Source organism: Streptomyces sp. 3MP-14 (genome assembly GCF_006334905.2).
Classification (GTDB): Bacteria; Actinomycetota; Actinomycetes; order Streptomycetales; family Streptomycetaceae; genus Streptomyces; species Streptomyces triticirhizae.
Genome location: NZ_VDLZ02000012.1, coordinates 218,993 through 232,029, shown reverse-complemented (window position 1 = coordinate 232,029; position 13,037 = coordinate 218,993). Strand labels below are relative to the sequence as shown.

Genomic DNA, 13,037 nt, shown 5'->3' with positions numbered 1-13,037 from the left:
CGCCTACGCCCGTCCCCGCCGGTCGTCTCCCCCGTCGCCGTCCCGGTCCCGGTCGCCGTCGCCGTCCCGGTCGGCGCCGCCTTCGGCGCCCGGCCCCTGGCCGCCGGCGAGTTCGGCGACCAACCGCCGCAGCGCGCCCCTGGTGCGGTCCCGTGAGGTCACCGCCACCGTGCCGCCGCCCTCCCGGGCGACCCGCAGGGTCAACGGCCTCCCCTGGTTGCTGAGGTGGTTGACGAGCGAGCGCAGCACCGCGTGCAGCCCGTCCTCGACGGACGCGGCGGGCCCGGGGAAGGCGGTGAGGGAGAGCGTGCGGCCGCCGCTCATCCCGTGCCTCTCGTCGAGATAGCCGAGTTCCCTCCTCGGCAGATCGCTGTCGCCGCGCAGCCAGGCCATCAGCAGCGGGCCGTCGTCCCCCGCCGGGTCCGCCTCGACCACGTCGATCAGCAGCCGCAGGGCTCCCCGGTCCGTCCCGTCCTGGTCGTCCGGGTCGTCCGGACCGTCAGGACCGGCGGTCGGCTCCTCCGGATCGGTTTCGCTCACCGCGACGCCTCCCCCCGAGCACGCCTGAAGGTCACTGCCGGCCAGCGCCCCGGGAGCGTCCCGCGCCGGAGCCCTCGCACCGTGCCCTCGACCGGGCACGGAGGGTCAACTTAGCACCACGGCCTGACCGTTGGGAACGGGATGTTGCACCGCCAGCACCGCCAGGTCGTCCTTCAGGCCGCCCCCGGCGTGCCGCCGCACATCGGCGAGCACCCAGTCCAGCAGCACCCGGGGCGTGGCGAAGCGCCGGCCGCGCAGCCGTTCGAGGGGGTCGTAGAAGACGCCGTCCCGGTCCCTGGCCTCGCTCAGTCCGTCCGTGTACAGCAGCAGGTGCGCGCCGGGCGGGAACGTCGCCGTGGTGGCCCGGTCCCGGTGCCCGTCCAGCTCTCGCAGGCCCAGCGGCAGCGCGGCGTCCCCGGAGAGGTAGCGGGCCTGGCCGCCCGGGTGCAGCAGCACCGGCGGCGGGTGGCCCCGGTTGATCATGCGCAGCCGCAGCGGCGGGTCGTCGGGCAGCTCGACGAGGACGGCGGTGGTGAAGCCCTCGTTGGACTCCAGGTCGGGGCGGTTGCGCCGCTCCCGCAGCAGGGTGTCCTCCATCCGGGAGGCGACCGCGCCCAGTTCGGCCTCGCTCTCGGCGGCCTCGCGGAACGCGCCGAGCAGCACCGCCACCACCTCGGTCGCGCCCAGGCCCTTGCCCCGCACGTCGCCCACCAGCATCCGCACCCCGTGCGGCGTCTCCCGCACCGAGTAGAGGTCGCCGCCGATCAGCGCGTTCCGTTGCGCGGCGCGGTAGCGGGCCGCGACCCGCAGCCGGCCGACCCGGCCCGGCGGCTCGGGCACCACGGCCCGCTGCACCGTCTCGGCGATCCGGCGCGCCGAGGCCACCCGCTCGTCCCTGCGGGACAGCATCCGGTTGAGCAGCAGCGCGAACAGGCCCATCGAGGTCACGGTGCCGACCTTGATCGTGGCCTCGGCGCCGATGGGGGCGATCCGCAGCATCTCGACGACGACCAGCAGCGTCGCCAACACCCCGTAGATCCCGGTCGCCCAGAGGGACAGCACGGGCGCGGCCGCGATCGGCGCGGCCACATAGAAGGGGGTGAGCGTGACATGCGGCGGCGTCACGAAGTCCAACAGGCCGCCGACGGCGAGCAGCGCCCCCGGCACCGCGGGGTACAGCCGCCACCAACCAGCGCCGGGATCTCGCGTCCGCACCTTCCCACTGTGCGACCGGCGAGCGTGGCGCGCGACCCGGTCAGCAGGGCGCGGCCGGGCCCCAGCAGCCCGGCCGCGCCACGGCACGGCCGGCCTGCGGCCGTGCGGCACCGATGCGCTGATCAGGCGATGCCCGACCGACCGCCGCGTATCAGCCACGACACGCCCTGGGAGAGCCGAGCGGGCACCCCAGAACCCACCACCGGCCGCTTCCCGTACCGCCTCATCGGACCCCCTGCGTTCCCACGGGACGGCAGCGCCACGCTGCCCACCGGCAGCCTTTCCTGGGCCGCACGGCGCGGAAACCGGGCGCCCGAAGCGCCGGCGGGCGCGCGGCGCTTCGGGCGGTGGTGCGCGGCGCGCGGGCGCGCCCCGGCTACCAGCGGTGGTGAACCTGGGCGCGCACCCGCCGGTCGTAGAGGTCGCGCACGGCGGCCAGCGTCGGCTCGTCCAGCGGCGGCAGCGCGGCGGCCCCGGCGTTGGCCGTGGCCTGCTCGGCGGACCTGGCGCCGGGGATCACGGAGGTCACCCCGGGCTGCTGGATCGCCCAGCGCAGCGCGCCGGCCGCCGGGCTCACGCCCTCGGGCAGCAGCCCGGCGAACTCGGCGGCCGCCGCGACGCCGGTCGCGAAGTCCACGCCGGAGAACGTCTCGCCCTGGTCGAACGCCTCGCCGTGCCGGTTGTAGCTGCGGTGGTCGCTCTCGGCGAAGACGGTGGACTCGGTGTACCGGCCGGAGAGCAGACCGGAGGCCAGCGGCACCCGGACGATCACGCCGACGCCGGCCGCCTCGGCCGCCGGGAGCACCCGCTCCAGCGGCTTGAGCCGGAACGGGTTGAGGATGATCTGGAGGCTGGCGACGCCGGGCCTGGCGATGGCGGCCAGCGCCTCGTCGCAGGTCTCGACGCTGACGCCGTAGCCGGCGACCCGCTCCTCGGCGACCAGGGTGTCCAGCGCGTCGAAGACCGCGTCCGAGTCGATCACGGCGGGCGGCGGGCAGTGCAGCTGCACCAGGTCCAGCCGGTCCACGCCCAGGTTGGCCCGCGAACGGTCGGTCCAGGCGCGGAAGTTGTCCAACGTGTAGTGCTCGGGCAGCTGCTCGACCCGGCGGCCCATCTTGGTGGCGACCAGCACCTCGGCCTCCGGCCGCTCCCGCCCGAGGTCCCGCAGGAAGCCGCCGATCAGCCGCTCGCTGCGGCCGTCCCCGTAGACGTCGGCGGTGTCGAGGAACGTCACCCCGGCCTCGACGGAGGCGTCGAGCACCTCCCGCGCGGCGTCCTCGGAGACCTCGCCCCAGTCGCCGCCCAGCTGCCAGGTCCCCAGCCCCACGACCGAGACCCGCCGCCCCAACCTGTCAAACGCGCGTTGCTCCATGCGGGCATCCTCTCACCGGCGCGCGGGGGCCCACGGGAAGCCCCTTGGGCCACGACCACGAGTCTCCTTGCGAGTCTCCTTGTTGGTGAGGTGAGCGAGGCGGGAACCGGAAACGTCGGCGGGCAGGCGGGGCGTGGCGGGCCGCTGCGGCCCGCCACGCCGTTCACCGAAGGGGAGAGGTCAGACGTGACATCAGCGCCGCGATGGCGTCCACGTCGTCGCTCTGCCGCAGGTCGTCCGCGATCCGATTGGCCCGTACGAATCCGCACTCGACACAGCGGTGCATGATCGCCAGGCCCTTCTTCCTGCGGTGCTCGATGTGCTGGGGGCGCATCAGGCCGTGGCAGGTGGCGGCGCGGTCCCCGGGCATCAGGTCGACGTGCTTCGACCACAGACACGCGGGGCAGTGGTTGCGGTAGCTCCCGTTGGTCAGCGGCACCACGGACGCGCCGCAGTGCTCGCAGGTGAATCCCTGGTTCTGTGCTGCTCTGTTGATGACGGTGCCTCCGGACCGAAGAAACGAGCTGTCTTCGACCGGGGCGCAGGGTTCCGTTCGCTTCTTCCCGCGCCAGTCCGCGATGGCGGATGGGCGGTCCCAGGCTTGTCGCGGGCGATGGACCGGTTCACCGCCCGTTCCCCCTCGTCAGGGGTCGGCGATTACTTCCGCTTCCGGCTTCACCGGGGCATGTCTCATCCCACGGTTCCGATACCACGACCGGGTTTGTTGGTTTGTCCCGGTCACTGTCAGCCGAGCCTCCTCAGCTGCCAGCGGTAGGTGTCATCCCGCGCTCACTGGCGTGTGGCCTCGTCCCCTGCCGTCACAGCACCGCCCGTGCGGGGCGGGTGTGAGGCGTCGTCATGTCACCTCCCTCGCGGTCGTCGGACCGTTCGTCTCCGCCGGCGGGCTCCCTGGGCGGGCGCCGTCATCGGCCTCGGACGCTTGAGAAGCCTCCCGTACCTCCCTGACCAGCGTGGGAATGCCCTGGGCACAGCACGCGAGGGCCAGGATCATCCCGAGTCCGCCCACGAGGAAGACACCGCGCACCCCGATGGCGGCTCCCAGGAAGCCACCCACCATCATGCCCAGAGGTGTCGTGGCCGACGTCACCAGGCGGAACACGGAACGTGCCCAGCCGAGAGATCCCCCGTGCCAGGTCGGGACAGGATGCGAACGGCGCGAAGGAAGGGCCCCGGCGAGCCGAACCGGCCGGGGCCTTGATCTGGCGGATGCCCCAGCAGCCCCGTGCACCCGGGGTCGGCCGTGCTCCGTCGTGGTAGGCCGTGTGGGACTCGAACCCACAACCAATGGATTAAAAGTCCACTGCTCTGCCAATTGAGCTAACGGCCCGCACGGAGCAGCATAGCTCCCCCACTCGATCACGGTCCGGGGGAATCGGCGGTGCGCCAGCGCGTGGCCGCCCCGGTCAGCGGCCCGCGGTCGGCGGGGCCCGTTCCCTCCCCGGCCCTCCCGAACCGGTGCGGCCCGCCTACCGGTAGGCCCGCACCTGGAGTTCGTACAACTCGCGGTAGCGGCCGCCGCGTTCGACCAGTTCCTCGTGGCTGCCGGCCTCGGCGAGGCGGCCCTCGTGGAACACCAGGACCAGATCGGCGCTGACCCCGGGCGAGATGCGGTGGGTGACGAGCACCGAGATGCCGAGTTCGCTCACGATGTGCTCACGGGCGGCCATATAACGCCGGTACAGGCGGTCCTCGATGATCGGATCGAGGCCGGCGTTGGGCTCGTCGAACACGAGCAGGCCGACGTCGCGCCGCATGAAGCTGCGGGCGACCGCGACCTGCTGCCACTGCCCGCCGGACAGCTCGCGCCCGCCCCACCGCCGGCCGAGTTGGGTGTCGAGTTCCTCGACGGTGAACCGCGCCCCCGAGTCGGCGAGCGCCCCCCGGACCGCCTCCTCGTCCGAGGCCCGCTCGACCGCGCCCACCCCGATGGACTCGCGGAGGGTCAGCTCGAACCGCGCGGCGTCCTGGAAGGCGGCCGTCGCCAGGACGCCGCGCTCCGGTTCCGCGCCCGAGTCCGGTTCCGCGCCCGCGCCCGCGCCCGCGCCCAGACCACGGAACGCGACGCTGCCCCCGGTCGGCGCGCACAGGCCGAGCAGCAGCCGGACGAAGGTGCTCTTCCCGGCGCCGTTCTCGCCCACGACCATCACGGAGGCCCCGGCGGGCACGAAGACGTTCACCCCCGACAGCGCGTCGGCCTCGGCGTCCGGATAGCGGTAGGCGACATCGGTGAAGACGATGCCGGCGGCCCCGGCGGCCCCGGCCCCGGCGGCGTCGCCGCGTTCCGGCACGGGGCGGCGGGCGGTGCGGGCGTGGTCCTCCAGCCACAGGAACCGCCGGACCATGCCCGTGCCGCTGATGAGGTCGCGGGTGAGGCCGGACATGCCGGTCACCTGGTTCTGGATCACGTTCGCCATGGCGATCACCGTCGCCACCTCGCCGACGCCGATGGAGCCGGAGACGGCCGACGAGGCGACCATCGCGAGGGCCAGGCCCCAGGCGGTGCCGAAGAAGATCCAGCCGGCGAAGACCAGGACGCTCGCCGTGACGTCCGCCCGGGAGAGCAGGGTGTTGCCCTCGCGCCGGGCGGCCCGGTGGGTGCCGAGTAGGAATCCGCCGCTCCGGAAGACCCGGACCTCCTTCCCGTAGTCCGGGTCGGTCAACACCGAGAAGAGGTGGTCCGAGGCGCGCCGGGTGATGGCGGCCTCGTCGACGGCGCGGTTCCGAATCCGGCCGGCGGCCCGGGTGGCGAGAATGACCGGGATGCCGGCGAGGGGCAGCAGCAGCAGCCGCGGGTCGATATAGGCGAGCGCGGTCATCGCGACCGCGATGCCGAAGAGGAAGGAGAGGCTGGAGACGGAACTCCACACGACGGAGATGATCGCCGACGGCTCCCTGCGGACGGTCGTCAGCCGGTCGGCGAACCCGGCGTTCTCGTAGGGCTCGATCGTGCCCATTCCGCCGGCGAGCCGGATCAGGCGCTGGTCGACCTCGTGGATGGACCGTTCGGTGACCGTGGTCTGCACGGGAAGCATGACGGAGAACGCCCCGAACATCAGGGCGACGAGAAGCGCTGCGGAGACGCTGCCGCCCACGATGCGCGCCGTGTCGCCGTTGGCGACGCCGTCCACCATGAAGCCGAGCGACACGGCGGTCGCCGAACCGTGCACCGCCAACAGCAGATTCGCCAGCACCACGATCGCGATGCGCCACCAGCCGGACCGTCCGGCGACGCGCCACGCCCAGCCGTAGGCCCTCAGGCTCTCTCTCATGACACATACCTGCTTGCCTGGAGGTCGTACATTTCCGCGTACCTGCCGCGCAGCCCCATGAGTTCGCCGTGCGATCCGGACTCGACGATCCGCCCGTACTCCAGCACGTGGATGCGGTCGGCCCTGCGGACGGTGGAGAAGCGGTGGGAGACCAGGATCTTGGTAACGCCCACGGTCGCCGACATCAGTTCGTCGAAGAACTCCAGCTCCGCGCGCACGTCCAGCGCGGCCGTCGGCTCGTCGAGCACGAGGAGCGCCGAGCCCAGCTCCACCCCGTAGAGCGCGCGCGCCAGCGCGATGCGCTGCCACTGCCCGCCGGAGACGTCGACCCCGCCCGGGTGGTCGGCGGACAGCACGGTGTCCCAGCCGTTGGGCAGCCGTTCGACGAGGGAGGTCAGGCCGGCCGCCGAGGCCACCGCCGCCAGGCGCGCCCGCTCGGCGGCGGCGTCGGCGCCTCCGGAGCTGGCGGCGTCGCGGCCGAGGCAGACGTTCTCTCGCAGGGTCAGGTCGTACCGGCCGAAGTCCTGGAAGACCGCCGAGACCGGGGGCGGCGCCTGGCTGCCCGCCGCCTCGGCGGCGCTCGGGGCGCCCACCGTGACGGACCCCGAGGTGGGCTCCAGCAGCCCGGCGACCAGCTTCATCAGCGTCGTCTTGCCGGCGCCGTTCTCCCCGACGAACGCGATGGTCTCCCCGTGGCCGATCTCGAACGAGACGTCCCTGAGCACCGGCCGCTCGGGGACGTAGGCGAAGGCGACGTTCCGCACCGCCATCGCGGCCGGCTGCTCGGCGCTGTGCGTCTCCCGGACGACGGGCGGCGTGGCCTCGGCCAGCGCCTCGATGTCCTGGACCGCCCTGACGCTCTCGAAGCCGTAGCGGATGGGCAGGTCAGCCTCCGGCTGGAGGCCGCCGAGGTAGATGAGGGAGGTGAGCGCGCCGCCGAGGGCGATCGCGTCGCCCGCGCCTATCCGGCCGTCGACGAGGCCCCGCGCGATCACCAGCGCGGCCAGGCAGCCGACCACGAACACCGAGCCGGCCACCGCCACCATCTGGAGCCCGACGACGGACCGCCGCTTCCACACCTCGCGCATCGCCCCGAACCACTGCGTGGCGTGGCGGGTGACCACCCAGTCGGCCAGCCCGAAGAGATGGATCTCCCGCGCGGTGTCGCGTTCCAGGGCCAGGTTTCTCACATAGTCGGCGCGACGAATTCCCTCGACATCCCCGTGCAGCACCTCGAACGTGCGGAACCACAGGATCAGCGTGATTCTCCGAATGACCAGCGCGCACAACAGGACGCCGACTCCCAGCCACCACTCGAAGGAACAGAGAATGCCGACGAGCAGGAGCCCGGCGAGTTTGTTCGGCACGAAGTAGCCGTATCCACGAACGGTCGCCCCCGGGCTTCGGTCCTCCGTGAGAAGCCCCTTGGACGAGGCGGCGAGATCCTGCACGCGGGGCTGTTCGAGCTGGGCGACGGTCAGCCGGGACGACATGGCGGTCAGGAGGTTGTCCCGGAACTCGAGTTCGACCTCCCGCGCCAGCACGGAGACGACGGCGTCCTTGACGGCGGGAACCGATGCGGTCAGGAAGGCGGTGATCGCGGCGGCCACGACCCAGGAGACATAGCCGGTGCCACGGGCGACCGCGTCGATCAGCCCGGCGGCGATCAGATAGCCGGCGGCCGGTAGCAGCCCGGCGAGAACCATCGTGAGAAGGGCGACCACGGTAAGCCCCGGCCGGCTCCGCACGGACGTTCTCAGGACTTCCCTCAACGCTCCACTGCGCGAGAAGTCTCCTATGCCGAAAAGCGCGCGAAAACTACTCATGTGTCCTTCCCGCCCCACAGCAGTAAGCGGCCATGTCTTCGCGAATGAAAACGCCGAACCGACCCGGCCGCGCTGCACGCTACCACGCACGATCGCAAGCACGGAAGGCCGCAAGGACACCGCACAGGAGGCGTTCAGCAAAGCCCGCGAAGATTCAGCAAAGAAAGCAGTTCCGCCACATGAGCACTCGAGGTTCGCGGGGTCGCTCCCGTACGATGACGGCCTCGTCGCCGGAAAACCGCGAAACCGGAGACCCGGCGAAACCGGAAACCCGCGCGCCCTGTCCGCCGCACCGGAAGACACCGTCCCCACGCGCCCGCGCCCCCTGCGGTGCGGCGCCGAGGTCCCGAGTGCCGCGACACCCCTCGATGGTGCGCGCCCGGGCCGGGACGTCGGACGAGTCCCGAGCGGCCGTCCACCCGGCGCATCCGATGCCCGAGATCGCGTCCGCCGCACAAGCCGCACAAGGATGAGGCGAACACAATGAAGCTGCTCTTCATGCCCTACCCCTCAGCGACCGGGACCTGGGGCTGCACCGTCTACCAGCTGGCGATCGCCCAGGAGGCAAGACGGCGGGGACACCGGGTGCTGTTCCACGCGTGCCCGCCGACCTCCCGGCTGCTGCGGGAGAACGACTTCGAGGTGCGGGACTTCGAGGGCGTGCGGGGCGAGAACATGGCGACGACGATCGACGACATCTACGACGTCTTCACGGCCCTCTCGCTCGACGACGGCGACTACTGGGACCAACTGATCGAGTGGGAACGCCAGGTGATCGACGACTTCCGCCCCGACGCCATCGTCGCCGACATGCGACCGACCGCGACCGTCTCCGCATTGCGCGCCGGCGTTCCGCTGGTCGGCATGGCCTCGATCGGCACCGATCCCCGGCTCCAGCGGCCCGAGAACCGACCCGAGGGGCATCCCCTCGACGACCTCGCCCGACGCACGGCGCGACGCTATCTCGGGCGCACCGTCGACACCTTCCCCGAGCTGCTCTTCTGGTCGGCGGACCGCAAGATCGCCAGCAGCTTCCCCGCCTTCGAACCCGAGCTGGCCGACGTGCCGGGACTGACCTACGTCGGCTACCTCGACGGCTTCAACCGGCGCGGACTCGACGAGCTGCCGCCGCGCCCGGAGCGGCTGGTGGTGGCGTATCTGAGCACGGTCGGCTGGAACTCGGACACGATGATCCGTTCCCTGGCGCGCACCGCCGAGCTGGCCGACCTGCGGATCTGGTGCGTGACGAACGCCAACGGGAGCGTCGAGCGGTTCGACGACCGCCTGACGCTCTTCGACTACCTGCCGATCGACGAACTCCTCCCGGAGTGCCGGGGCCTGCTCTTCCACGGCGGCCAGGGCACCTCGCTCGCCTCGCTCTACCACGCGGTGCCCTCCGTCGCGTGCCCCGGGCAGAACTACGAGCGCGTGTACAACGCGGACCGCATCGAGTCCCTGGGCTGCGGTGTCCACGCCTCCGTGCTGGACCTCAGGCCGCGCGCGCTCTCCCAACTCCTGGCCCGCGTCATCGAGGACCCGGCGATCAGCGCGGCGACGAGCCGGGCGAGCGAGATGCTCCGCGCCATGCCGGGAGCGGCGGGCGCGGTGGACAGCATCGAGGGCCTCCGGGCCTGAGAGGGACCGCGCCACGACGCGACGGTGGGCCGGGAGATCCTCCCGGCCCACCGGGCCCGGCCCACGTGCGACGCTCGCCGCCCGTCCCCGTTCGACGTGCTCAGTCCCACCGTTCGACGCGGACCCCGTCCAGCGGGCCGCGCTCCCCGCAGACCGCCGCCGCGACCCGGCGGGCGATGGCCGGGGCGAACTTGAACCCGATCCCCGAGCAGGCCACCAGCGTCGCCACCCGGGGCGCCACCCACCGCAGGACGAACGAGCCGTCGGGCGACAGCGTGTGGCGGCCCTGCACCGTCGTGTGCTCCCCGATCCGGCCCAGTGCGGGGAAGTGACGCCGCAGCGCGGCGAGGTCCCGGCGCCGGCTCTCCCGCGCAATCTCCAGGGCGCCGACGTGGGCCACCGAGGCGGGGGCCGAGAAGTGGCCGAACTGGAGCCGGCCGCCGGCGCCGAGCGGGACGACGCAGAAGCGCTCGTCGCCCTCGGCGAACAGGTGGAAGGCGTCGCGAACCGAGGGGTCCCCGGCCCCCTCGAACGTGGCGAGCTGCATGGGCGCCGGCTCCACGCGGAGCCCGGGCAGCCGCGCCCACCCCGGGTGGTGCGCGCTCCACGCGCCGGCGCACAGCAGCACCAGGTCGGCGGCCACGTCCTCGCCGCCCACCCGCAGCCGCGCCGGCCCCGGCCCCACGGGGCGGCGCGCGGCGAGGCCGGCGTGGCGCCCGAAGAGCAGCTCGGCGCCCCGCTCGACGGCGCTCTCGCGGAGCGCGAGCACGCTCGCCCGCGCGTCCAGCAGCCCGGCGTCGGGGTCGCTGCCGGCCGCCGGCCCGGCCGCGTCCGCCGGGCCGCGCAGCACCGCCGGCACGCGGCGGAGGACGGCGCGCCCGTCCGGCCCGGACAGCCGGCGCCACCGTTCCACGGACTCCCGCGCCAGCGGGGCGAGCCACGGGCGTTGGGCGTCGTTCTCGCGCACCATGCGGACGGGCCCCTGGGAGGCGCCCCACACCTGGTCGGCGCCGGAGCGCTCGACCCCCACCACCCGCCGCCCACGCGCGGCGAGTTCGGCGCTGACGGCGCTCCCGTGCACGCCGAGGCCGACGACGACGACATCGGCCCGCCTCATGAGCGGCCCGCCCCGTCGCCGTCGGCCCGTCTCGCCCGGCCGCCCACGCTACGACCCGTGCTCCTGCGGGGCCGAGCCGCTCACCACGACGGTGAGGCGCTCGTCCGGCCGCAGCTCCCCCCGCCCGGCCGCGCCCACCAGGCCGGCCCAGCAGATGAAGGCCGACTTCTCCAGGGTGTAGTCGAGCGGCACGCCCAGCTCGGCGCAGCGTTCGAGGAACACCTCGGCGTTCCGCTCCACCTCCTCGGGCGTCACGGGGTCGATCCGCGAGCCGGTCGCCGCCAGGTGACTCCTCATCAGCGGCAGGGTCCGGGTCGGGTTCGTCGACTGGAGCGTCGGCTCGAACGCGTCCTCCGGCGCGATCATGTCGCCCGGGGCGATCTCCTCCCGCCCCTCCCGGATCGCCGCCCCCAGCACCCCGGCGTCGGCCGCCTGGAAGAGCCGGTAGGAGTGGACGGCGGGGGCCGGCAGACCCGCCGAGCGGGCGCGCCGGATGCCACGTTCCATGCCCAGCGGGCCGTATCCGCTCGCGATGGTCACCGCGATCAGCGTGGTGTCCTGGCAGTGTTCGGCGATGGCCAGGCCCAGCGGGGCCTTGCCCTCGATCTTCCACTGGCTGGGGGCGAGCCGCACGGCGCCGTGCTCCCGGCTGTGCGCGATGGCGGCGTCGGCCGCCGACACCATGGTGCCCGGCACGGCGACGATGGAGGAACGGCCCAGCTCGGTCGTGACGCACTTGTACGCGGACGCCTCGGGAACGAAGCCGGTGACCCGGGTCCCCTCCCGTTCCAGATAGTGCTGGTAGGCCCGGGCCGTGTTGCCGGAGCTGTGCATACAGACGGAGTCGAGTCCCCACTCCGCGCACTTGGCCGCCAGCAGGACGGCCTCGTTGTCCTTGAACGTTCCGGTCTCGTTCAGGGTCTGCGGCAGCAGCCGCACCGAGGCGACGCCCAGCACCCTCGCGAGGTGCGGGCTGTCCAACGGCCGGAGGGCCGCGTCGGCGCTGGCCAGCCGCCGGGGTTCGCGCACCGGGAGCAGCCTCCCGTACCGGCCCACGCCGGGGATGTCGAGAACGGCCTGGTCCCACTTCTCGTAGGCGTCGAACGTCGGTCGCAGCGACCCGTCACAGCGGGCACAGCCCCACTCCGTGGGCCCCTCCGTGTCCTGAACGACATCGCGGCAGTCAGAGCAGACAAACGGCACCGCGTTCTCCCTTCTCAGTCAACCCGGTGACCGACTCAGCGACCAACCCGGTGACGGTCTCGGTGGTTTGGGCGGGGCATGGGCGGCAGGTCACGGCAGATCCCGAGCACCTCGGTGATCCGCCGGCCGACCGAGGCGGGGTCGGCCGCTCGGTCGCGGAGCAGGGCGCTGCCCATGGTGAAGCCCCAGGCCCCGGCCTCCGCGATGCGTTCGATCTGGCTCGCCCCCGACACGCCGCCGGCGACCAGGACCGGCACCTCGACCTCGGCGGTGACGGCGCCCAGCAGGGCCGTCGCGTCGAAGGCGTCCTGGCGGTAGGGCATCACCACGACTCCGCCGACTGAGCCCGAGGCGGTCACCTCGCGGGCCTGGTCCGCCATCTCCTCCGGCGTGCTCTCCAGCGCGAGCGGGCTCCCGGAGAGGGTGCCGACGAACGGCCAGTACTCCGGGGTGTCGTCCCCCTTCAGAGCGTCCGCGACGTCGGGCCGCCAGGCGGCGACGACGCGTTCCACCCCGAGGTCGACGGCGAGTTGGACGCCCTCCTCCTGCCCTCGCTCGCTCATGTCGGCGACCTCCAGCAGGACGGACCCGCCGTCGGCGCGCACGGCGGCCGTCAGCTCGGCGAGGGCGCCCGGCTCCGCGCCGACGTCCTTGAAGGCGACATGGCGGAGGCCGTCCACCGCCAGCCCGCCGTACACCTCCAGGGCGTCGGGGATGGTCACATCCCGTTCGGTCAGCATCAGGACGAACTCCATTGTCACGTCACTCATGTCCTTGACCCCTTACTTCGTCGGCCTTGGTCGGCGAGCCGACGCCGCCACCCGCCGTGCGGGGCGCGC

General features: G+C 73.1%; 10 protein-coding genes and 1 tRNA gene. 1 reads left to right on the top strand and 10 read right to left on the bottom strand.

The features are described 5' to 3' along the window. Positions 1-3: 3 nt before the first annotated feature. From FH609_RS20845 to FH609_RS20815, 7 genes are all read right to left on the bottom strand, one after another. Positions 4-540, bottom strand: a complete 537-nt coding sequence (locus FH609_RS20845) for a hypothetical protein (RefSeq protein WP_139672195.1) — start codon at positions 538-540, stop codon at positions 4-6. Positions 541-645: 105 nt separating this feature from the next. Next, on the bottom strand, positions 646-1,755 hold the full coding sequence (locus FH609_RS20840) for a PP2C family protein-serine/threonine phosphatase (protein WP_139672197.1): 1,110 nt from the start codon (positions 1,753-1,755) through the stop codon (positions 646-648). Between the two features lie 376 nt (positions 1,756-2,131). Further along, positions 2,132-3,127: an aldo/keto reductase gene (locus tag FH609_RS20835; protein ID WP_139672200.1), complete on the bottom strand. Its 996-nt coding sequence runs from the start codon at positions 3,125-3,127 to the stop codon at positions 2,132-2,134. Positions 3,128-3,290: 163 nt separating this feature from the next. Next, on the bottom strand, positions 3,291-3,623 hold the full coding sequence (locus tag FH609_RS20830) for an RNHCP domain-containing protein (RefSeq protein WP_139672203.1): 333 nt from the start codon (positions 3,621-3,623) through the stop codon (positions 3,291-3,293). A gap of 776 nt (positions 3,624-4,399) precedes the next feature. Further along, a tRNA-Lys gene (locus tag FH609_RS20825) sits at positions 4,400-4,475 on the bottom strand. Positions 4,476-4,614: 139 nt separating this feature from the next. Then, positions 4,615-6,417, bottom strand: coding sequence for an ATP-binding cassette domain-containing protein (locus FH609_RS20820; RefSeq protein WP_139672205.1), 1,803 nt, complete (start codon positions 6,415-6,417; stop codon positions 4,615-4,617). Then, positions 6,414-8,141, bottom strand: a complete 1,728-nt coding sequence (locus tag FH609_RS20815) for an ATP-binding cassette domain-containing protein (protein WP_139672209.1) — start codon at positions 8,139-8,141, stop codon at positions 6,414-6,416. The genes FH609_RS20820 and FH609_RS20815 overlap by 4 nt, the downstream gene beginning before the upstream one ends. 585 nt (positions 8,142-8,726) lie before the next feature. Between FH609_RS20815 and FH609_RS20810 the strand changes: the two genes are divergently transcribed. Next, positions 8,727-9,878 (top strand): glycosyltransferase, encoded by a 1,152-nt coding sequence (locus FH609_RS20810; RefSeq protein WP_139672212.1) that lies wholly within the window; start codon positions 8,727-8,729, stop codon positions 9,876-9,878. Positions 9,879-9,978: 100 nt separating this feature from the next. On the opposite strand, the gene FH609_RS20805 is transcribed toward FH609_RS20810, so the two are convergent. From FH609_RS20805 to FH609_RS20795, 3 genes are read right to left on the bottom strand one after another with little or no spacing between them, the layout of a single operon-like run. Next, a complete protein-coding gene (locus tag FH609_RS20805) occupies positions 9,979-10,995 on the bottom strand; it encodes an FAD-dependent oxidoreductase (protein ID WP_139672215.1) in 1,017 nt (338 codons plus the stop codon). Positions 10,996-11,043: 48 nt separating this feature from the next. Beyond that, entirely contained in the window at positions 11,044-12,198 is a 1,155-nt protein-coding gene (locus FH609_RS20800; RefSeq protein ID WP_193318051.1) for a pyridoxal-phosphate dependent enzyme, read from the bottom strand. 35 nt (positions 12,199-12,233) lie between these two features. Continuing rightward, positions 12,234-12,968, bottom strand: a complete 735-nt coding sequence (locus FH609_RS20795; RefSeq protein WP_139672221.1) for a hypothetical protein — start codon at positions 12,966-12,968, stop codon at positions 12,234-12,236. Positions 12,969-13,037: the final 69 nt, after the last annotated feature.

What these genes read in the sequence shown, in the direction of transcription:
- FH609_RS20835 (WP_139672200.1), bottom strand. Translation starts at nt 3,127, where the DNA reads ATGGAGCAACGCGCGTTTGACAGGTTGGGGCGGCGGGTCTCGGTCGTG.
- FH609_RS20820 (WP_139672205.1), bottom strand. Translation starts at nt 6,417, where the DNA reads ATGAGAGAGAGCCTGAGGGCCTACGGCTGGGCGTGGCGCGTCGCCGGA.
- FH609_RS20810 (WP_139672212.1), top strand. Translation starts at nt 8,727, where the DNA reads ATGAAGCTGCTCTTCATGCCCTACCCCTCAGCGACCGGGACCTGGGGC.
- FH609_RS20805 (WP_139672215.1), bottom strand. Translation starts at nt 10,995, where the DNA reads ATGAGGCGGGCCGATGTCGTCGTCGTCGGCCTCGGCGTGCACGGGAGC.
- FH609_RS20795 (WP_139672221.1), bottom strand. Translation starts at nt 12,968, where the DNA reads ATGAGTGACGTGACAATGGAGTTCGTCCTGATGCTGACCGAACGGGAT.